This window comes from Psychrobacillus mangrovi (assembly GCF_037104765.1).
Lineage (GTDB): Bacteria > Bacillota > Bacilli > Bacillales_A > Planococcaceae > Psychrobacillus > Psychrobacillus mangrovi.
In genome coordinates this window covers 57,022-77,699 of the sequence record NZ_JBAWSY010000016.1, presented here as the reverse complement: position 1 = coordinate 77,699, position 20,678 = coordinate 57,022, and the positions used below count along the sequence as shown (strand labels likewise).

The window sequence follows — 20,678 nt, the reverse complement described above, 5'->3', positions numbered from 1 at the left end:
AAATTTCGTTAGGGCTTTTCGGCATGCATAAATTTGATTTGGGAGTGGTACCCCTCCCAAATCAAACCAATAATTTAATAATCAAGCCTAAAAAAAGACTTGACTGGAGGTAAGAAAGCGTCCGCCTGTAACGGAAATCAACGAGTCCCAGACAAAAAGCGAGCATGTAAACGAAATGTCGTTCACATGCTCGCTAGAAGATACCTTGAAGAGTTTTTCAGTTCTCTCCTCGCTTTCCCGCAGGAGTCGCCGCCTTTCACTTCACTCAATCAACATTATTAGATGGAAACACAAAAGCAGATGGAGAAAAATGAGTCGTTTTTCTCTATCTGCTTTAATTTAGGACTTATTGGGCAAGCCCTCATGTAGTTTTTTTATAGCATATTGTTAGTAATGAATCTTCTTCTAAATAAGGGGTTGTTAACCCTAATACTATGGAATCGATTCTAGGTAAAAGAAAGTTGGCCAATTTTTTAAAATCAAATTTTTGACTAGATAAAACAATTAATTCAATGTAGCCCTTAATTATTCCTTTTATAATGACAGTCATATCGGCAACGTGCTTATTTATGTCTTCTCCATAAGCTTCTACCAACAAAGTCTTCAATGCGTTGTTAAGATGCTGATCCATCTTCTGCATAAGGACAAACAATTCTCTATCATCGGGTTTTGTTTGTTCTCTTAATAACATTAATATGAAGTCTGAGTATTGATCAATTTCTTCAAATTGTATACATAAAAAAAGTTCTAGTTTATCTTTCGGTGCAATCTCCAATTCAAAAACGTTAGAAATTTTTTTAATTGCTCGATCTATAAACATTTCAAAAATGCTAAAAAGTAAACTTTCTTTTGATTTAAAGTGTAAATAGAAAGCGCCTTTTGAAATACCACATGCACTTGTAATTTCTTGTACAGAAGTAGATTCAAAACCATTTTTAGCAAATAGCTCTACTGCTCTTTCAATTATTAATATTTTTTTGTCAGGCAAATGAACCCCTACTTCCTTAATAGTTGACGAATGACCGACTGGTCAATTACTATTATAAAGGAATATGACTGACTGGTCAAAATATATCTATACGGGGGAAAGTAATGAATTCAATAATTAATTTTGTAATGAAAAATAAGCTGGCTGTATGGCTTTTAACGCTTATTATTACCGGCACTGGTATTTATGCTGGAACACAAATGAAACTAGAAACTATACCAGATATTACGATACCTGTAATTACAGCAACAACGATATATCCAGGAGCAACTCCTGAGCAGGTTGCAAAAGATGTCTCAGAGCCATTTGAAAAAGCGGTTAGTAATTTATCGGGAGTGAAAACAGTAAGCTCTACTTCCTATCAAAATGCATCTTCACTTCAAATAGAATATGCATTTGGCGTTGATATGAAAGAAGCAGAAGCAGAAGTGAAAGAAGCACTAAACAATGTAAAAAAACCGGAGAATGTTCAAGATACTTCGGTTGCCAGAATTAGTTTAAACGCATTTCCGATTATAGCTTTAAGTGTTTCCAATAGTGAGAAAGATTTAGAAGCATTAACAGATGATGTGGAAAATATTATTGTTCCTCAAATAGAAGGAATTGAAGGGGTATCCTCTGCAGCAGTTTCAGGACAACAAGTGGAGGAAGTAAGTTTAGTTTTTGACCAAGCAAAATTAACACAACTTGGATTAGATGAAGCAACTGTTAAAGGCATTGTTCAGGGTACTAATTTAACGATGCCATTAGGATTATTTCAATTTGAAGAAGAAGAACAATCAGTTGTAGTAGATGGAAAAGTTGCTACATTAGAAGACTTAGAAAATATGAAAATTCCTGTAGTTAGCCCAAGTGGAATGTATTCTGTCACATTAAAAGAAGTTGCTAAAATTGAATTTATTGGTAAAGCAGAATCTATATCTCGTACAAATGGACAAGAAGCGATTGCTATTCAGATTGTAAAAGCACAAGAAGCAAATACAGTTGATGTTGCCAACGCTGTAAAAGATATGATTCCTGAGTTTAAGAAAGATTTTGATGGTTTAGATGTGCAAGTCACATTGGATCAAGGAGAGCCGATTGAAGCGTCTGTTGAAACAATGGTAAGCAAAGCTCTATTTGGAGCATTATTTGCTGTAATAATTATATTGTTATTTTTGCGTAACTTTAAGTCGACAATCATCTCTATCATTTCTATACCATTATCAATATTAATAGCGTTTATTTTGTTATACCAGATGGAAATAACATTAAACATGATGACGCTTGGCGCGATGACCGTTGCTATTGCACGCGTAATTGATGACTCTATTGTAGTAGTAGAAAATATTTACAGACGAATGAATTTATCTAATGAAAAGTTGAAAGGAAAAGATTTAATTCGAGAAGCGACTAAAGAAATGTTTTTACCGATTATGTCTTCAACTTTAGTAACGATTGCAGTATTCTTGCCTTTAGGTTTAGTTAGCGGAATGGTTGGAGAATTATTTTTACCATTTGCATTAACGATGGTATTTGCATTACTAGCTTCCTTAATAGTAGCAATTACAATTGTACCAATGCTTTCACATACCTTATTTAAAAAGAACATGGAAAAAGGACCTGTAGCTCATAAGGAATCGCGTGGTAAACTTGCAACAGGTTATAAAAAGGCATTGAATTGGTCGTTAAATCACAAGGTAATAACGTCCATTGGAGCGGTGGTTCTACTGGTAGCTAGTTTATTTTTAATTCCTGTTGTAGGAGTAAGCTTCTTACCTGAGGAAGAACAAAAAATGATGTATGTTACTTATACTCCAGATGCTGGAGAAGCTGCTGATAATATAAGTTCAAGTGTAGAGCAGGTAGAGGAATACTTCTTAGAAAAAGAACAAGTAGACATTGTGCAAGTGTCCATAGGTGGAGCGAATCCAATGGCACCTGGAGCAACTAATGGCGCATTGATGTTTGTTACATTTGATTCTGAAACGGAAGAATTTGCAAAAGTAAAAGAAGATGTAATGAAAGATATTCAAGCATTTGATGTAAAAGGAGAATGGAAATCACAAGACTTCACTACAAGTGGATCTAGTAATGCAATAAGTTATTATGTGTATGGTAAAGAAAAAGAAGATATTGAACCAATAGTAGAAAACATAGCAGCGATAATGGAAGATAATAAAGACTTAAAAGATGTCGATACTAGTTTATCAAAATCCTATACAGAATATACTTTTGTAGTAGATAAAGAGAAGTTAACCGAATATGGTTTAACAACAGCACAAATTGGTATGAAGTTAAATCCAAATGTCCAACGTGAAGTGCTAACAACCATTACAAAAGATGATCAAACAGTTGATGTTTATATTGATAAACAAAAGGAAAACCAAACATCTGTAGAAGATTTATTGGACCAAACCGTAGCAACACCTATTGGTACAGAGGTCTCTATCTCTGAACTAGTAAAAGTGGAAGAAGGTACTAGTTCAGATACTGTTAATAGACGAGAAGGTAAAATCTTCGCTAGCGTTACAGGTACCTTAACTGCCAAAGATGTAGCAAAAACATCACAAGATATACAAACAGAGATTGATAAGTTGGATGTACCTGCTGGAATTGAAATTAATACTTCTGGTGTTACAGCAGATATCGAAGAAGCATTCACTCAGTTAGGATTGGCAATGCTTGCAGCAATTGCAATTGTGTATTTAATCTTAGTAATAACATTTGGTGGGGGACTTGCTCCATTTGCAATTCTTTTCTCTCTGCCATTCACGGCTATTGGGGCATTAGTAGGATTAGCGATTGCAGGTGAGACATTGAGTGTATCTGCTATGTTGGGCTTACTAATGTTAATAGGAATTGTTGTAACTAATGCGATTGTATTAATAGACCGTGTTATTCATAAAGAAAGAGAAGGGCATACAACACGAGAAGCTATTTTAGAAGCTGGAGCAACAAGACTTCGACCTATTTTAATGACTGCCCTTGCAACAATAGGAGCATTAATACCACTTGCTATTGGAGCAGAGGGAAGCGGACTTATCTCGAAAGGACTTGGAGTTACAGTTATAGGTGGTTTAACAAGTTCTACTCTACTTACACTAATTTTCGTACCTATGGTGTATGAGTTTTTTGCAAAATTTAGAAGAAAAAAAGGTTTAAATAGCTAATCAAATTAAAGGATGTTGTGTGGAAATACTCTACACTACATCCTTTTTTTAGTGTTAAAATACATATGAAAGGGCAGGGTGATCAAATTGAAACTAACAAAATGGGTAATACTGGCAGCATTGATGCTTGTACTTTCAGCTTGTGGTCCAGAGAAAGAAGAACCAACAACTAAAAGTGAAAGTGAAGAAAAGATTGAAGTAGCTGATGTAGAAACTGCAGAAGAAACGGAAGAAGAAGTAGAAGAAACGGAAGAAAAAGTAGAGGAAACTGTAGAAGAAGTACCGGAAATACTTTATGAATTAAACGAAGCAAACTGGACACTAAAACCTATCGGAGCTGCTAATCCAAAGGCTGTGTTATTAACAATTGATGATGCACCTGATAAAAATGCACTAGAAATGGCAACAACATTAAAAGAACTTAATGCACCAGCTATCTTTTTTGTTAATGGACATTTTATTGACACAGATGAAGAAAAAGCTAATCTAAAAGCGATTTATGATATGGGCTTTTCTATTGGTAATCATACACAGACACATGTAAATTTAAAGGACAGTTCAGAAGAAGAACAAAGAGTAGAAATAATTCGAGTAAATGAGACTGTTGAAGCAGTGACTGGTGAGAAACCAAAATTTTTCAGAGCTCCATTTGGAGTCAATACTGATTACAGTAGAAGCTTGGTCCAAAGTGAAGGTATGCTACTTATGAACTGGACGTACGGCTATGATTGGGAAAAACAATATATGGATGCGGCTAGTCTCACAGATATAATGTTAAATACAGAATATTTAACTGATGGTGCCAATCTTTTAATGCATGATCGTCAATGGACTGCTGAAGCCTTAACTGGTATTGTGGAAGGTTTTCGAGCAAAAGGTTATGACTTTATCGATCCATATACTATAAAAGGAATTGAATAGTTATGAAAAAACATTTGGGTGATTCATATTTTAGCCCAAATGTTTTTTGAATTTAATAGACCTATGGAAGGTAAAGGGGTAAAATATTGCATATTACAAATTGTTAGGAGTTTTAGAGTGACATCTATTTATAATTACTTGCGAGTTATTTTTCAAATTTTAATCTTATATATGTTTTCATTTTTAGGAACCCTCCTAGTAGAAGGACTGCATATTAAATTTCCTGGTAGTATAGTAGGTTTGATTTTACTGTTTTTAGGTTTATATTTCAAACTAATACCAGTTTCCTTGATAAAAGATGGAGCTGGTTTTTTGCTCAGTGTATTGACCTTATTTTTTGTACCAGCCACAGTTGGAGTAATGAACTATCCTGAACTTTTATCTTTCCATGGTTTATTGCTTATATTATCAGTTATTATAAGTACTATTTTTACGATAATCATTTCAGGAAGAGTAGGTCAATACTTGGAAAACAAGGTTGCGTTAAAGGAGGAAGGATAAATGGATATAATATCTATTATTTTGGGTACTATACTAATCTACTACTTTATGGCATTGTTGTATAAGCGTTTTCCATCGCCATTTTTTTCTCCAATGCTAACAACTACGATTATTATAATTATTCTATTAAGCTCGTTTTCTATTCCTTATGATTTATATATGAGTGGAGCCAAGTGGATTGATGAGATGCTAGGTCCTGCTATAGTAAGCCTTGCATATCCACTATATATGCAAAGAGGAATTATAAAAAAATATAAATTCCCTATTATTACGAGTATTGTTGTGGCCATGTTTTCAGGACTTATCAGTATAATATTATTTGCAAAATTATTAAGATTAGATGATGAGTTAATACTTTCATTGCTATCGAAGTCTATTACAACACCTGTAGCTATGCAAATAAGTCAATCGATAGATGGAAATCCTGCTTTGACAGCAGTATTCGTATTAGTTGCAGGCTTAACAGGTTCGTTGTTAGGACCTTTTATCTTTAAAATTTGTCATATAGAAAAGGCGATTAGTAGAGGGGTCTCAATAGGCAGTGCTTCACATGGAATTGGAGTAGCTAAACTTTCAGAATATGGAGAGCAGGTATTGTCAATGGGTTCGGTATCGATGACGCTAAGTGCAGTATTAGGAGCTTTTATATGTCCACTTTTTGCTTTACTCATATAATAAAACAGTCTTGCCTGAGCATTAAGATCTCGTTGGCAAGACTTTCTTTGTTTTTGTTTTATTTAATTGCTTGTTGTTCTTTAATCACATGAATCATTTCTAACGTATCATCTTCGGGACCTTGTACAGGTAGCCCTGCTTCTATATTCATTTGAATATAATCTATATTTCCTTGTGTAATTATTTCCCCGGGAATAAATATAGGAATTCCAGGTGGATAAACCATTACGAACTCTGCAGAAATGCGCCCGCTCGCTTTAACTAAAGGGATGGATTCCGTTTTAGCGTAGAAAGCATCGCGAGGGGACATCGCTAGTCCTGGAATATCTGGTAAAGTAACGGATGGCTCTATAATAACTGCCTCTGATTCAAAAGCAGCTACCATTCTAATGAGCGCATTTATTAGGATATTTGCTTCTTTTTTCGTATCTCCAATTGTAAACAAGCATAGAATATTATATAAATCTGAAAGTTCTACTTCAATATTTGCATTTTCTCTTAACCAAGATTCTGCCGCATAACCTGTAATCCCTAAGTTTTTCACACTGATCAATAATTTAGTTGGATCCATATCAAATGTAGCAGAAGTTTGTAATTTTTCTTCACCTGCACAATATAAATGTGATATTGCATTAATCCGCTTACGTGTATCTTTAGCAAGTCTAATGACTTCTCCTATTAAATCTTCCCCGTGGATCGCTAATTGGCGTCTAGCAGTGTCTAAAGACGCAAGAAGTGGATAGGAAGTAGAAGTTGTCGTAAGCATGGAAATAATAGATTGTACGCGTTTAGCTGAAACTAATCCTTCTCTTACGTTTAACACGGAGCTTTGTGTCATCGAACCGCCCAATTTGTGAACTGATGTCGCAGCCATATCCGCTCCTGCCTGCATAGCTGAAACTGGTAAGTGTGGATGAAAATGGATATGCACACCATGTGCCTCGTCCACTACTACAGGAATTCCATGTTTATGTGTTATATCTACAATTTTTTTTAAGTCGGCAGCAAATCCAAAATAAGTTGGGTTGATCACAAGTAACCCTTTTGCATCTGGATGTTCTTGTAAAGCTTTTTCAACAGATTCAGCAGAAATACCATGAGAAATTCCTAACTCTTTATCAACTTCTGGATGTATAAAAATGGGGATTGCTCCTGCAAAAACGATTGCTGACATAATAGATTTATGAACATTTCGTGGGACTAGCAACTTATCTCCAGGACCACAAATAGTAAGAATCATTGTCATAATGGCTCCGCTAGTACCTTGGACAGAGAAAAATGTTTGATCTGCTCCAAAAGCTTCTGCAGCCAATTGTTGTGCTTTTTTAATAGCACCTTTAGGGGAATGTAAATCATCTAAAGGAGCAATATTGATTAAATCAATGGAAAGTACATTATCTCCAACAAACTCTCGAAATGCAGGATCCATCCCTTTCCCTTTTTTATGCCCAGGAATATGAAACTGAATAGGATGACGGTTACGATGCTTCAACAATGCATCGAACAAAGGAGTTTCTAATTGTGACAACGCTCATACCACCTCAAATATTATTTTTATTGTCTAGTTTAAGACACCAACTACTACAGATTTTGTCATAGCTTAACAGCATCGTCCACTTTTTTTAAAACAAATGAATTATAGCACTTCGTCCATTCTATTACTATAAAAATATTTGTGAATTGATTCAACTGTTCAATTCTTTTACACTTAGAGGAAAGGGAGGGAATAAGATGAATTTTCAAACAAAAGTAACAGACCTATTAGGAATAGAATACCCCATAATTCAAGGAGGACTTGCTTACTTAGCATATTCGGACCTATGTGCTGCGGTTTCAAATGCAGGGGGACTTGGTCAAGTAACTGCAATGAGTTTAAAAACTCCAGAGGAATTAAAAAAAGAAATACAACAAGTTAGAGAGTTAACAGATAAGCCTTTCGGTGTAAATTTTGCTATAGGTCAAACTGGGCGACCATACGAACATATGCTGCAAGTGGCCATTGATGAAAATGTTCCTGTTATTACTATGACTGGTGGAAATCCGGCACCCATATTGGAAAAGTTAGAAAATACATCCATAAAGAAACTAGTATTAGTAGCTGCAAAAAGACAAGCCCAAAAAGCGGAGCAGCTTGGTGCTGATGCAGTAATGGTTGTCGGCCAAGAAGGTGGAGGACATCTTGGAAGAGATGACATAGGTTCCATGGTATTGATTCCACAAGTGGTAGACGCAGTATCAATTCCAGTAATAGCATCTGGTGGAATTGCTGATGGTAGAGGATGGATGGCTGCTCATTCGTTAGGAGCTGAGGGCATTGAAATGGGCACTCGTTTCATTGCAACAAAAGAATGCGTTCATGCATCTCCTGCGTATAAAAATGCCATATTAGAAAGCGGAGAAACAGATACTGTAGTTATTAAACGTTCGATTGGAGCTCCTGCAAGAGCGCTTAAAAATAATTGGACCGAAACAATACTGAGTATTGAAAAGGAAAATCCGACATATGATGCTTTAAAGGACTATATTAGCGGAGAGGCAAACAAACAATTCATTTATGAAGGTAACGCTGAAAAAGGTTTTGGATGGGCCGGCCAAGGGATTGGCTTGATAAATAACATTCCTTCTGTACAAGAATTAGTAGAACAAATGGTTTCAGAGGCTACAACAATAAGAAAAAAATGGTCATTATAGGAGGCTGAGGAAATGGAATATACATATCCATTCTCCCTTGACTGGTCGACGGAAGAAATAGTAGATGTCGTACAGTTTTTTGAGGCAATTGAGAAAGCATATGAAAACGGTATAAAACGAGAAGAATTATTAAAAAAATATCGTCGGTTTAAAGAAATTGTTCCTTCTATTGCAGAAGAAAAAACGTATTTTCGTGATTTTGAAAAAGAAAGCGGATATGCAAGTTATCCCATCATTAAACAAATGAAAGAAAAAGATGATGGTGCCATTATTATAGGTTAGATATCAATATCTATTTACTTTGTCTATATAGTTGCTTACTAAATAGTTTTTTATTGAAAATAAGCTAGATATATTTTCTCAGTACCGTTAAAAAAACAAGCCCTTAATCAAAAATAGGGCTTGTTTATCAAATTACCGACTGGGTACTGCCACTTTCATATTTGTCATAGCTTTATAGACAGGTAAAAGCTGATCAAAAGTATCTTCCACTAAACGTAAAAATTCATCTTCAGTTAATTTAACTGCTTCTTCCCTAGGGATATGTCTACCCACTAGAAACTCTCCTTTTTTTACATCTCGAAGGCGAGTCAACAAGTTCTCAAGTTCTAATTTCTTGGCTTCTTTTAAAGGTATTGCCTCTGGTTTCATATGATCACCCGATACAATAAAATCCTTAGGAAGTTTATTGAATATTGTTTTTTTCTTTAATAACCGTTCAGCGATTGCCGCTTTTTCTGGTGCTTCATAAATAACAGCTAAAATAATAAATAAATGGTTTTCCCAAAGTCCTATCTGAAAATGAGGCAATGCTTTATATCCTCGTTTGTAAGGAGAAAATGCTACCCAACTGTCTTTTGGAGGATTAACTGATCGCCTTGCATGTTTTGCAACATGAGCAAAAAATTCATCACCAAGAACACCCGAGAAATATAGGCTATAACGTTCACCTAATACATCAAACTTTGGTCTAATATTTGAGATGAGAGCTTCCATTCTTTTTTCTAACCCATCTATTTGAAATACATTAAAATCTTTGTTTTCCCAAAAATGTTTACTCATTTTTTAACTCCTTTCAATTCCTATGTTTATTTTATAGCAAATATGGGTAAAAATCTTGTAAGTAGGATTTTAAAGTTGCCAATAATTTATTGCCAGCATAAATTATTAAAAAATGTTCCGGATATTACGAAACAACTTAAAAGAGAAGGGGTGTTAGTTATGAGGCAGGTTGTTCACATTATTCGTAAAAATGACATGGAAAAAGAAAAAATTCAAACATTAAAATTGGAATTGGATTATGAATTAGCTACTCTATTTGATGCCATGACAAACAATAGTGAAGAAGACATTAATAAGTCAAAGGAAAGACTTAACGAAATACATCAACAGTTAGGAGAACTTAATGCGCTCAGCTGATGATTTAATTTCGGATACCAGATAAAAACACCTGCTAATTAAAAGACAGCCGGTGTTTTTTTCTTTATACTTAATAGCAGATGGTAAGAAAGGGTGGTAGCAGTGGATATACATAAGCTAGATAAGTATGCAAAATCGCTTATTAAAGAAGCGGCGGGAAGAATAAAAGCATCTTTTAATACTGAACTCATTATTGAAACAAAATCCGAAGCAAATGATTTGGTTACAAATATCGATAAAGAAACGGAACAATTTTTTATTGGCCATATAAAAAGGGATTTTCCAGATCATCGAATTTTTGGTGAAGAAGGATTTGGTGATAATATTCAAGACTTAAATGGCTATGTTTGGATGTTAGATCCAATAGATGGAACAATGAACTTTATCCATCAAAAAAAGAACTTTGCTATTTCACTAGGTATATATAAAGATGGGGTAGGGATTCTTGGCTATATTTGTAATGTGATGGAAGATGATTTGATATCGGCTTCACTTGGAGAGGGAGCATATTTTAATGATTTACGAATACCAAATGTTGAGCAAGCAAGAATTGAACAATCCATTATTGGAATTAATGCTAGTTGGGTAGTTCCTAATAAATACATTGAACATGAAGGGATGATTGAGCTGGTACAAACAGTTCGGGGAACTAGATCTTACGGTTCAGCTGCAATTGAAATTGCCTATGTTGTAACTGGAAAACTGGATGCCTATATGTCAATGCGCCTTTCTCCATGGGATATTGCAGGTGGAATGGTCGTTGCAAAAGAGGTGGGGGCTATCGTAACGAACTTGGAGGATAAACCAATAAATTTATTGACACAAAATACTTTTTTAGTTGCAAAGCCAGGTCTGCATAAAGAATTAGTAACAAATTATATAAAATTAAAATAAAATCGTCGGCAAGAAAAAATTCTTGTCGACGAGATATTATAGTAAACCTTCATCTCTCATTTTTTTCTTAGTTTTAAAGCCATATCCCATGATTACACAAAGTAGAACTAGTCCAAGTATAATTAAAGGAATGTTTCTTAGGGCGATTGAAATTCCAACAAAAGCCATAGACAATATTGCGCCAATAGAAAAGAGAACAAAAACCCATTTAATGTTGTTCAAAATAATCACCTCCAAAACAAATGATAAAAAATAATATTACTTTAGTTTCACTTGTGATATAATAACACAGTTATGGACTCGAAAAAAGAATATGGAGTGGAAATATGACAAATACACGTCAAGATTTAAGAAACATTGCAATTATAGCACACGTTGACCATGGGAAAACGACATTAGTCGACCAATTATTAAAACAATCAGGTACTTTTCGTTCAAATGAACATGTTGATGAGAGAGCCATGGACTCAAATGATATAGAGCGTGAACGCGGTATTACAATTTTAGCAAAAAATACGGCTGTCAATTACAATGGGACACGTATTAACATCCTTGATACACCTGGACATGCTGACTTCGGTGGCGAAGTAGAACGTATTTTGAAAATGGTAGATGGTGTTTTACTAGTTGTCGATGCATATGAAGGTTGTATGCCTCAAACGCGTTTTGTATTGAAAAAAGCGTTAGAACAAAAACTAACACCAATCGTAGTAGTAAACAAAGTAGATAAAGATTCAGCTCGTCCACTAGAAGTAGTAGATGAAGTTCTAGAATTGTTCATAGAATTAGGTGCAGATGAAGATCAACTAGAATTCCCAGTTGTTTATGCTTCAGGTGTAAACGGTACTGCTTCTTTAAATGATGACCCTTCTAAACAAGAAGAAGATATGAAATCTCTTTTCGAAATGATTGTATCAGCAATCCCAGCACCAATTGACAACTCAGAAGAGCCATTACAATTCCAAGTAGCTTTACTGGACTACAATGACTATGTTGGGCGTATCGGTATTGGTCGTGTATTCCGTGGAACAATCGAAGTTGGGCAACAAGTTTCATTAATGAAATTAGATGGTTCAGTTAAAAACTATCGTGTTACAAAACTATTCGGTTTCTTCGGTTTAAAACGTGAAGAAATTCAATCGGCTAAAGCTGGAGATTTGATCGCGGTGTCAGGTATGGAACAAATCAATGTTGGTGAAACAGTTTGTCCTACAGATCATCCTGATGCGTTAACTCCGTTACGTATTGATGAGCCAACTCTACAAATGACATTCCTAGTAAATAACTCACCTTTTGCTGGACGCGAAGGTAAATGGGTTACTTCACGTAAAATTGAAGAGCGTCTACGTTCTCAATTAGAAACTGATGTTTCACTACGTGTTGAAGATACAGAATCTCCAGATGCATGGACTGTTTCTGGTCGTGGAGAGCTTCATTTGTCGATTTTAATCGAAAACATGCGTCGTGAAGGTTATGAGTTACAGGTTTCTAAACCAAAAGTTATTATTCGTGAAATTGATGGTAAAAAATGCGAGCCAATCGAAAGAGTACAAATTGATGTGCCAGAAGATGCTGTAGGTTCAATTATCGAATCGATGGGTACACGTAAAGGTGAAATGATTGACATGGTCAACAATGGTAATGGCCAAGTTCGTCTAATTTTCATGGTGCCAGCTCGAGGATTAATTGGATATACAACAGAATTCATGTCCTTAACTAAAGGTTTCGGTATCATTAACCATACGTTTGATAGCTATCAACCAGTAGTTTCTGGTCGTGTTGGTGGACGTCACCAGGGTGTTCTTGTATCAATGGAAACTGGTAAAGCAACAACTTATGGTATGATGCAAGTGGAAGATCGCGGTACATTATTCCTTGAACCAGGTACCGAGATTTATGAAGGTATGATCGTTGGGGAAAATACTCGTGATGCTGATATCACTGTTAATATTACGAAAATGAAACAAAAAACTAACATTCGTTCAGCTAACAAAGACCAAACTAATGTTATTAAAAGACCTCGTATTTTAACACTTGAGGAAGCTATTGAGTATTTAGGTGATGATGAGTATTTAGAAGTAACTCCTGAATCGATTCGTCTACGCAAACAAATTCTAGAAAAAAATGAACGTGAACGTGTAACAAAGAAAAAGAAAAATGCAGAACTGGAATAGGAACTGAAAGGGTGAAAAACCTTGGAGGAAAAGCAATTCGTATTTGGTAGAATGTCTAGTATTGCAAGATATATATACGAGGCAATGCCAACCTACGATATAGCGGGTTATGTATTATTTTTAGTAATTTTCTTGCTATCTGTCCTTGTTTATAAACTCGGCTTTGCAAAAAAATTACGTCTTGGACAAAATATAGTCATTTATGCGTTTTTATTCCTCGGATGTTTGATGCTGACATTTTTAGCTTTCTTCCTTCCCGTGGTAGAAGGTCTTATTGTTGCAGCTTTAATCCTTATTATTTATAAGATTCGCTTACGTCTTGAGAAAAAACAAAGTTCGACTTCATAATATTAAGGGTGTTTCCAAAAGATAACTTTGGAAACACCCTTTTTTTATGGCTCTATTATTTAATTTCCTAATATAGATTGCTTAATAGAATGAGTATTCAGCTATGTAAGAATTACTATAGTGCACTTTCTGCACGCTATGCATGAGCAGCTGCAGGATGAGTTGATCATTAGTTGTTCCTACATCGTGGACACTGAAAAAGTCATTCGAACGAATGCCTTTAGATAAAATAAATTATCTCGGATATGCATGTTAGTGCGAAGTTATAACTAAGCTTTTAAACTAGTAACACTAACATGGGTTTAACGAAAAAGAAGCGGAGGGAGTAATAAAATCACTTCCCTCCGCTCTTTTTTATAAGGTGTGCATGACAAAACTATGCTAAAATATTTGAAATGAAACACCTATTTATTATTTTAAAATTCGTTTTCGATAAGCTTGGAAGTTTTATAAAAAATAAATTTACCGGTTGCTAATCGAGCGAGTGTTTTTTCTTCTATTCGTTCATGGCAGGGTGGACACATATAAGTGTGAATAGGACGATTTCTTAATTTTTTTGCTAATGGCAAATCAGTTGGAAGCTCGTCAATTCGGTCGCAAATGGCACACTGTACCTTCATAATGCTACCTCCTATTCTATGCGAAACGCTGTAATATTATTGACGGGGTCATTGATATTTGATCCATCTTTTTTAAGAATATGAACAGGACCATCTTCACTTAGCGGTTTGCCTTTATGGCTAAACTTCACTAAAAGAGAGTCTAATTCCTCTAAAGGAAATGTATGTTCACCATCTGTTGTTTCCACAACAAGCTTAGTAGCATCATTTAAAGGTTCTGCATTTAAAATGAATTGCTTTAATTCTATACCAAAAGTACTTGTTAATACTTTTGTACGCTCGTATTTTTTTTCAGTTTTTAATGTTGGTGGGTTCGTAGAGCCTTCAATGATTTCTCTAGACCAATGAGCTGAAGTGACTTTTGTATATTCCTCTAACTCATCTTTATATTCATACTTACCAGTAAAGAAATCATCCAAATCAATTCTTCGATCATCAAAAATCCAAACGGTAGGATCTAAAGTAATATTAAATTTTACTGCACCTTTAATAGGAATAATTTGTTCCAAAACAATTGCCTCCTCTAGACTATCTAATCTATATAAGTATACCTTTAAATTGGAAAGTCTCAAAGAATAATTAATTATAGTAAAATCGAAGATGAGAGAACACTTGCATTTTTCTTGTTCAAAAGATACACTTTAGGGAGGTAAATAATTAGAAATTATAATAATGGGGGCGTCCTCATGGATACTAATATACAAATTTCGTATCAAGATAAAGCATTAGAGCTTTTAAAGAAAGATGCGGAAAAGATTGCACAACTTATTAAGGTGCAGATGGATAACTTAACAATGCCTCAATGTCCTCTTTATGAAGAGGTTCTGGACACTCAAATGTTTGGTTTGTCACGTGAAATTGATTTTGCGGTAAAGCTAGGACTTTTAGAGAAAAGTGAAGGAAGAGAAATAATTGCTTCACTTGAAAAAGAGTTATCAATTTTACACGAGATCCATACAGAAAAATAATTATAAAACTCAAACAAAAACACTGTTTGAGTTTTTTTTCTAGATAGATTACTTTGTTTTGCTAATGTAATAGATTATTTAATTCAGAAATAGAGGTTTTTCTAAAAATGATTCCATATATTAAACGCTATGTAAAAAACTTTGATTATCCGTTATTTTTTGTTTACTTATTACTGTGCCTATTTGGACTAGTTATGATATATAGTGCTAGTTTCGGGTGGTCGGTTCTTAATTATGGTTGGGAACCCGACTATTTTTTTAATAAGCAAAAAATTAACTTATTACTCTGTATTCCAGTGTTCTTTATAACTGCCTTTTTCCCATATAAACATTATAAAAATAAAGTTATGATGCAGTTAATGCTACTAGTGATGTTTGTGCTTTTATTTTTAGTACATTTTATTGGATCGGGTGGGGAAAGCGGATCACAAAGCTGGATTCATTTAGGTTTTGGTAATATTCAACCATCAGAGGTTGCGAAAATAGTGTTAGTTTTATATTTTGCCGGGATTTTTACAAAAAAATATGAAAATGGAACATTAGATAAACTAAACGAATCTGTTGGTCCACCACTCATTGTGTTATTTTTTGTATTTGTATCAATCATGATGGAAACAGACGTAGGAAATACAATGATAATTAGCTTTGTTGCAATTTCAGTAATTGCTGCTAGTGGAATAAAGTTTAAGTCATTTTCAAAAATTATTGGTCTAATTGGTATCGTAATTACATTAGGTCTAGTTGCGATATACCTGATGAAGGACACTATATTGACTCCACATCGACGAGGTAGATTAGAAGCTTTCTTTAACCCTTTCGATTATGAACAAGGCTATGGCTACCAAATTGTAAATGGGTATATTGCAATCGGTTCAGGGGGCTTAAAGGGCTTAGGATTGGGAAACTCAAATCAGAAATTTGGATATCTTCCGGAACCACATACGGATTTTATAATGGCAATTATTGCCGAGGAACTCGGGATAATAGGGGTATTAATCGTTTTAGTTGGACTATTTTTTCTTGTATTTAAGGCAATTATGATTGCCATCACTACTAAAGATCCTCAGGCTCGTATGATAGCCGCTGGAATAGGTAGTATTATAGGATTTCAAACATTTGTTAACTTAGGTGGCATGTTGGGTATAATCCCACTTACCGGAGTACCTCTACCGTTTATTAGTTACGGTGGGACCTCCATTATATTATTATCCGCAGCAATGGGGATACTTATGAATGTCTCAATGTTTGTAAAGTATGAGAAAACCAAGGGATAAGGGGTGTAGTGATGAAAAAAATCAATAAGATAGTAGTCGCGAACAGAGGGGAAATAGCGATTCGAATATTTCGAGCTTGTACAGAGTTAAATCTTCGTACAGTAGCTATTTATTCAAGAGAAGATATTGGTTCTTTTCATCGATTTAAATCAGATGAATCTTACTTAGTTGGAGATGGGAAAAAACCAATTGACGCATATTTAGATATAGAAGATATTATCCGAATAGCGAAAAAAAGTAATGCAGATGCAATTCATCCAGGGTATGGATTTCTTTCAGAGAATGTTGACTTTGCAAGACGCTGCGAGGAAGAAGGTATTATTTTTATAGGACCTACCTCTGAGCATCTCGATATGTTTGGTGATAAAGTTAAAGCGCGTGAGCAAGCTGTTAAGGCTGGTATTCCTGTAATTCCGGGTAGCGATGGACCAGTAGAGAGCATAGAAGAGGTTCGTGCATTTGGAGGAACACATGGATATCCTCTTATGATTAAAGCGTCTCTAGGTGGCGGAGGGCGTGGTATGCGCGTTGTACAAACAGAAGATGAATTAGATAGTGCTTACGAACGTGCAAAATCGGAAGCTAAGGCAGCGTTTGGATCTGATGAGGTTTATGTTGAGAGATTTATTTATCAACCAAAACATATAGAAGTTCAAATCCTTGGAGACTCTCATGGTAATCTAATTCACCTTTATGAGAGAGATTGTTCCATTCAGAGGAGACATCAAAAGGTTGTAGAAATTGCTCCATCCAATTCTTTGAATTCTGAATTACGAGATAAAATTTGCCAAGCGGCAGTTCAATTGATGAAGAATGTGTCGTACATTAACGCAGGAACTGTTGAATTTTTAGTCACAGATAATGATTTTTACTTTATTGAAGTAAATCCTCGTATACAAGTAGAGCATACAATTACAGAAATGATTACAGGTGTAGATATTGTGCATGCACAAATCAAAATCGCGGATGGTTTAGCTTTAAACAGTGAAGAAATGGGAATTCCAAAACAAGAAAATATTCCACTCTTTGGTTTTGCAATTCAGTCACGAGTAACAACAGAAGATCCTTTAAATAACTTCATGCCTGATACAGGAAAGCTTATGGTTTATCGATCAGGTGGTGGATTTGGGGTACGATTGGATGCAGGAAATGGGTTTCAAGGAGCTGTCATTACTCCATACTACGATTCATTGCTAGTGAAAGTTTCAACATGGGGTATGACCTTTAAAGAAGCTGCAGCTAAAATGGACAGAAATTTGCAGGAATTCAGAATAAGAGGGATTAAAACTAATATTCCTTTCCTTGAAAATGTGGTTAAGCACCCAAGTTTTCTTTCTGGAAAATTTAATACTAGTTTTATAGATACTACCCCTGAGTTATTTTTATTTCCTAATAGAAAAGACCGTGGAACAAAGTTGTTAAATTATATAGGGAATATTACAGTTAATGGTTTTCCTGGAGTAGAAAAGGAAAAATCTAAACCTATTTTTAGCGCTTCAAGAAAACCAATGATTGACTTAACAGTACAACCTCCATCTGGAACAAAACAAATTCTTGACCAACATGGTCCTGAGGGTTTAGTCAAGTGGGTGAAGGAACAAAAAGGTGTATTACTAACGGACACAACTTTTAGGGATGCACATCAGTCACTTCTAGCGACCCGGGTTCGGTCATACGATATGTTTGGAATCGCGACAGAATCATCCCATGGGATGCATAATTTGTTCTCCTTTGAAATGTGGGGAGGAGCCACTTTTGATGTAGCCTACCGCTTTTTAAAAGAGAATCCTTGGGATCGTTTATTAAAAATGCGAGAAATGATACCAAACGTTCTTTTTCAAATGCTATTTCGTGGTGCAAATGCTGTGGGGTATAAAAACTATCCGGATAATGTCATAAGAGAGTTCATTCGTGAGTCGGCAGAAGCGGGTATAGATGTATTCCGAATTTTTGATAGCCTTAACTGGATTAAAGGGATGGAAGTTGCAATTGATGCTACTCGAGAATCTGGAAAGATAGCAGAGGCGGCTATATGTTACACTGGAGACATTTTAGATGACTCACGTGCCAAGTATACAGTTCAGTACTATAAAGATATGGCAAAAGAATTAGAAGCTGCTGGAGCGCATATTTTGGCTATTAAGGACATGGCGGGGCTATTGAAACCAGAAGCTGCTTATAGATTGATTAGTGAGTTAAAAAGTACAGTAAATCTACCGATTCATCTGCATACACATGATACAAGTGGAAACGGAATTTATATGTATGCAAAAGCTGTAGAAGCTGGTGTAGATATAGTAGATACGGCTTTAGGTGCGATGGCAGGGTTGACATCTCAGCCGAGCGCAAGCACATTGAGTTATGCTTTAAAAGGTGGAAACAGAGAAGTAATAGGCGATATACATGCTTTTGAAAAGCTATCATATTATTGGGAAGATGTACGTAAATATTATCAAGATTTTGAAAGTGGGATGAATAGTCCACACACAGAGATTTATGTACATGAGATGCCAGGAGGACAATATAGTAATCTCCAACAACAAGCAAAGGGTGTAGGGCTAGGAGAACGTTGGGAAGAAGTAAAAGAAATGTATTCTCGAGTTAATTTACTCTTTGGTGATGTAGTCAAAGTTACACCTTCATCAAAAATTGTTGGTGATATGGCGCTGTTTATGGTACAAAATAATTTGGATGAAACCACAGTGATCACAAGAGGGAAAACTATTGATTTTCCAGACTCTGTTATTGAGTTTTTTGAAGGATATATTGGTCAGCCATATGGTGGATTCCCTAAAGAACTACAAGAAGTAATATTAAAGGACCGCCAAGCGATTACTGTAAGACCTGGAGAATTACTTGAGCCAATTGATTTCAAAGGTGTTAAAGAGGAATTATTTAACAAACTCGGACGTCCTGTAACGAGTCAAGAGATCTTAGCGTATACGCTATATCCAAAAGTTTTTGATGAATATACCACTACAGAAAAGAATTTCGGAGATGTTTCGGTACTCGACACACCAACTTTTTTATATGGTATGAAGCTTGGAGAAGAGATCGAAGTAGAAATTGAAGTAGGGAAAACTCTAATAATTAAATTGGTATCTATTAGCGAGCCAACTCATGATGGCAACCGAATTATATACTTTGAATTGAATGGCCAGCCACGAGAAATTTCTATACAAGATATGACAATTGAAGTTAGCCATTTATCGAGACCAAAAGCTGACGTTACAAACGAACAACATATCGGTGCTACAATGCCAGGGACAGTACTAAAAGTAGCTGTGTCCATTGGAAGTAAAGTAAAAAGAGGGCAACACTTACTTATTACAGAAGCTATGAAGATGGAAACAACTGTACAAGCACCGTTCAACGGAGTAATTAAAGAGATTCATGTTGTAGCAGGGGAAGCTATCACAACAGGTGATTTATTAATTGAGATAGAAAAAGAATAATAAAGAAGACTGTTTGACATGAGTTGTCAAACAGTCTTTTTTAATGAAAATTTATAAACTTCATTTTTCATATATAAAAATCCATAAGAATAGATCGCTAATCTATAGGCATTCGCGATGGCCACACGTCCTCATGGGCCGCTGTAAGCGCTAGCACATACATCTGTTTCATACGGCACGTCATACAGCTGGGAATTGTTTCTTAGATAATTATTTCAAAATCATCGGGATGTCTTCAGGATGTGCGCCTTACACGCCGCAAGAGCGCGAAGAATGAGACCCCGTAAAGGATGTGGGAGCGACGAAGGAGTGACTCATCCTGCGGAGGCTCATGCGTAGCGTGCGGCAAGCGCACATCCGTGTTTCAGATTTCTTAGTACAAGGTGCGAATGCCAGTGTATTCTCTTAATAAAATGGAATTCTGAAAACAGGATATAGGATAGTTTCTTAGTAATTATTTCAAAGTCATCGGGATGTCTTCAGGATGTGAGCCTTACACGCCGCAGGAGTGCAAAGAATGATACCCGTAAAGGAGCGACTCATCCTGCTGAGGCTCATACGTAGCGTGCGGCAAGCGCACATCCATGTTCTACTCCTT

Annotated in this window: 19 protein-coding genes; 13 read left to right on the top strand and 6 right to left on the bottom strand. The window is 35.5% G+C overall.

Annotated elements, in window-relative coordinates:
• Nucleotides 1-361 precede the first annotated feature (361 nt).
• Complete coding sequence (locus tag WAX74_RS16525; RefSeq protein WP_336498763.1) at nt 362-988, bottom strand: TetR/AcrR family transcriptional regulator; 627 nt, start codon at nt 986-988, stop codon at nt 362-364.
• A 104-nt stretch (nt 989-1,092) separates the two neighbouring features.
• Between WAX74_RS16525 and WAX74_RS16520 the strand changes: the two genes are divergently transcribed.
• The 4 genes from WAX74_RS16520 (at nt 1,093) to WAX74_RS16505 (ending at nt 6,237) form a co-directional block, all read left to right on the top strand.
• Entirely contained in the window at nt 1,093-4,140 is a 3,048-nt protein-coding gene (locus WAX74_RS16520) for an efflux RND transporter permease subunit (protein ID WP_336498762.1), read from the top strand.
• Between the two features lie 87 nt (nt 4,141-4,227).
• The gene (locus WAX74_RS16515; protein WP_336498761.1) at nt 4,228-5,061 is read left to right on the top strand and encodes a polysaccharide deacetylase family protein; all 834 of its coding nucleotides are present in this window, start codon (nt 4,228-4,230) and stop codon (nt 5,059-5,061) included.
• A 63-nt stretch (nt 5,062-5,124) separates the two neighbouring features.
• On the top strand, nt 5,125-5,562 hold the full coding sequence (locus tag WAX74_RS16510) for a CidA/LrgA family protein (RefSeq protein WP_413788985.1): 438 nt from the start codon (nt 5,125-5,127) through the stop codon (nt 5,560-5,562).
• A complete protein-coding gene (locus WAX74_RS16505; protein ID WP_336498759.1) occupies nt 5,563-6,237 on the top strand; it encodes an LrgB family protein in 675 nt (224 codons plus the stop codon).
• Between the two features lie 58 nt (nt 6,238-6,295).
• Here the strand turns inward: WAX74_RS16505 and WAX74_RS16500 are convergent, their stop codons facing one another.
• Nucleotides 6,296-7,765 carry an aminotransferase class I/II-fold pyridoxal phosphate-dependent enzyme gene (locus WAX74_RS16500; protein WP_336498758.1) on the bottom strand — a complete coding sequence of 490 codons (1,470 nt, stop codon included), beginning with the start codon at nt 7,763-7,765 and terminating at the stop codon, nt 6,296-6,298.
• A gap of 203 nt (nt 7,766-7,968) precedes the next feature.
• Here WAX74_RS16500 and WAX74_RS16495 point away from each other — a divergent pair, with 203 nt between their 5' ends.
• Both WAX74_RS16495 and WAX74_RS16490 read left to right on the top strand, forming a co-directional pair.
• Complete coding sequence (locus WAX74_RS16495) at nt 7,969-8,928, top strand: NAD(P)H-dependent flavin oxidoreductase (RefSeq protein ID WP_336498757.1); 960 nt, start codon at nt 7,969-7,971, stop codon at nt 8,926-8,928.
• A 12-nt stretch (nt 8,929-8,940) separates the two neighbouring features.
• Nucleotides 8,941-9,210, top strand: a complete 270-nt coding sequence (locus tag WAX74_RS16490) for a UPF0223 family protein (RefSeq protein ID WP_336498756.1) — start codon at nt 8,941-8,943, stop codon at nt 9,208-9,210.
• Nucleotides 9,211-9,342: 132 nt separating this feature from the next.
• Here WAX74_RS16490 and WAX74_RS16485 read toward each other — a convergent pair whose 3' ends face one another.
• On the bottom strand, nt 9,343-9,990 hold the full coding sequence (locus tag WAX74_RS16485; RefSeq protein WP_336498755.1) for a YktB family protein: 648 nt from the start codon (nt 9,988-9,990) through the stop codon (nt 9,343-9,345).
• A gap of 159 nt (nt 9,991-10,149) precedes the next feature.
• On the opposite strand from WAX74_RS16485, the gene WAX74_RS16480 reads away from it, so the two are divergent.
• Both WAX74_RS16480 and WAX74_RS16475 read left to right on the top strand, forming a co-directional pair.
• On the top strand, nt 10,150-10,347 hold the full coding sequence (locus tag WAX74_RS16480) for a hypothetical protein (protein WP_336498754.1): 198 nt from the start codon (nt 10,150-10,152) through the stop codon (nt 10,345-10,347).
• A 102-nt stretch (nt 10,348-10,449) separates the two neighbouring features.
• A complete protein-coding gene (locus WAX74_RS16475) occupies nt 10,450-11,241 on the top strand; it encodes an inositol monophosphatase family protein (protein WP_336498753.1) in 792 nt (263 codons plus the stop codon).
• A 36-nt stretch (nt 11,242-11,277) separates the two neighbouring features.
• Here WAX74_RS16475 and WAX74_RS16470 read toward each other — a convergent pair whose 3' ends face one another.
• Complete coding sequence (locus tag WAX74_RS16470; RefSeq protein WP_336498752.1) at nt 11,278-11,463, bottom strand: YlaF family protein; 186 nt, start codon at nt 11,461-11,463, stop codon at nt 11,278-11,280.
• Nucleotides 11,464-11,567: 104 nt separating this feature from the next.
• On the opposite strand from WAX74_RS16470, the gene typA reads away from it, so the two are divergent.
• Nucleotides 11,568-13,415: a translational GTPase TypA gene (gene typA / locus WAX74_RS16465; RefSeq protein WP_336498751.1), complete on the top strand. Its 1,848-nt coding sequence runs from the start codon at nt 11,568-11,570 to the stop codon at nt 13,413-13,415.
• A gap of 21 nt (nt 13,416-13,436) precedes the next feature.
• Nucleotides 13,437-13,763: a YlaH-like family protein gene (locus WAX74_RS16460; protein ID WP_336498750.1), complete on the top strand. Its 327-nt coding sequence runs from the start codon at nt 13,437-13,439 to the stop codon at nt 13,761-13,763.
• 416 nt (nt 13,764-14,179) lie between these two features.
• Here the strand turns inward: WAX74_RS16460 and WAX74_RS16455 are convergent, their stop codons facing one another.
• Together WAX74_RS16455 and WAX74_RS16450 are read right to left on the bottom strand one after the other, a co-directional pair.
• Nucleotides 14,180-14,383 carry a YlaI family protein gene (locus WAX74_RS16455; RefSeq protein ID WP_336498749.1) on the bottom strand — a complete coding sequence of 68 codons (204 nt, stop codon included), beginning with the start codon at nt 14,381-14,383 and terminating at the stop codon, nt 14,180-14,182.
• 11 nt (nt 14,384-14,394) lie between these two features.
• Nucleotides 14,395-14,892, bottom strand: a complete 498-nt coding sequence (locus WAX74_RS16450; protein WP_336498748.1) for a molybdopterin-binding protein — start codon at nt 14,890-14,892, stop codon at nt 14,395-14,397.
• A gap of 177 nt (nt 14,893-15,069) precedes the next feature.
• Between WAX74_RS16450 and WAX74_RS16445 the strand changes: the two genes are divergently transcribed.
• The 3 genes from WAX74_RS16445 to pyc all read left to right on the top strand — a co-directional run bounded on the left by WAX74_RS16445 (nt 15,070) and on the right by pyc (nt 20,080).
• On the top strand, nt 15,070-15,351 hold the full coding sequence (locus tag WAX74_RS16445) for an Fpa/YlaN family protein (RefSeq protein ID WP_336498747.1): 282 nt from the start codon (nt 15,070-15,072) through the stop codon (nt 15,349-15,351).
• A 107-nt stretch (nt 15,352-15,458) separates the two neighbouring features.
• Nucleotides 15,459-16,625, top strand: a complete 1,167-nt coding sequence (locus WAX74_RS16440) for an FtsW/RodA/SpoVE family cell cycle protein (protein ID WP_336498746.1) — start codon at nt 15,459-15,461, stop codon at nt 16,623-16,625.
• 11 nt (nt 16,626-16,636) lie between these two features.
• Complete coding sequence (pyc, locus tag WAX74_RS16435) at nt 16,637-20,080, top strand: pyruvate carboxylase (RefSeq protein WP_336498745.1); 3,444 nt, start codon at nt 16,637-16,639, stop codon at nt 20,078-20,080.
• Nucleotides 20,081-20,678 lie beyond the last annotated feature (598 nt).

Bases quoted from the DNA above. Each gene is read 5' to 3' on its own strand.
- WAX74_RS16520 (WP_336498762.1), top strand. From the start codon at position 1,093: ATGAATTCAATAATTAATTTTGTAATGAAAAATAAGCTGGCTGTATGG.
- WAX74_RS16510 (WP_413788985.1), top strand. From the start codon at position 5,125: ATGGAAGGTAAAGGGGTAAAATATTGCATATTACAAATTGTTAGGAGT.
- WAX74_RS16505 (WP_336498759.1), top strand. From the start codon at position 5,563: ATGGATATAATATCTATTATTTTGGGTACTATACTAATCTACTACTTT.
- WAX74_RS16495 (WP_336498757.1), top strand. From the start codon at position 7,969: ATGAATTTTCAAACAAAAGTAACAGACCTATTAGGAATAGAATACCCC.
- WAX74_RS16490 (WP_336498756.1), top strand. From the start codon at position 8,941: ATGGAATATACATATCCATTCTCCCTTGACTGGTCGACGGAAGAAATA.
- WAX74_RS16485 (WP_336498755.1), bottom strand. From the start codon at position 9,990: ATGAGTAAACATTTTTGGGAAAACAAAGATTTTAATGTATTTCAAATA.
- WAX74_RS16480 (WP_336498754.1), top strand. From the start codon at position 10,150: ATGAGGCAGGTTGTTCACATTATTCGTAAAAATGACATGGAAAAAGAA.
- typA (WP_336498751.1), top strand. From the start codon at position 11,568: ATGACAAATACACGTCAAGATTTAAGAAACATTGCAATTATAGCACAC.
- WAX74_RS16455 (WP_336498749.1), bottom strand. From the start codon at position 14,383: ATGAAGGTACAGTGTGCCATTTGCGACCGAATTGACGAGCTTCCAACT.
- WAX74_RS16445 (WP_336498747.1), top strand. From the start codon at position 15,070: ATGGATACTAATATACAAATTTCGTATCAAGATAAAGCATTAGAGCTT.
- WAX74_RS16440 (WP_336498746.1), top strand. From the start codon at position 15,459: ATGATTCCATATATTAAACGCTATGTAAAAAACTTTGATTATCCGTTA.
- pyc (WP_336498745.1), top strand. From the start codon at position 16,637: ATGAAAAAAATCAATAAGATAGTAGTCGCGAACAGAGGGGAAATAGCG.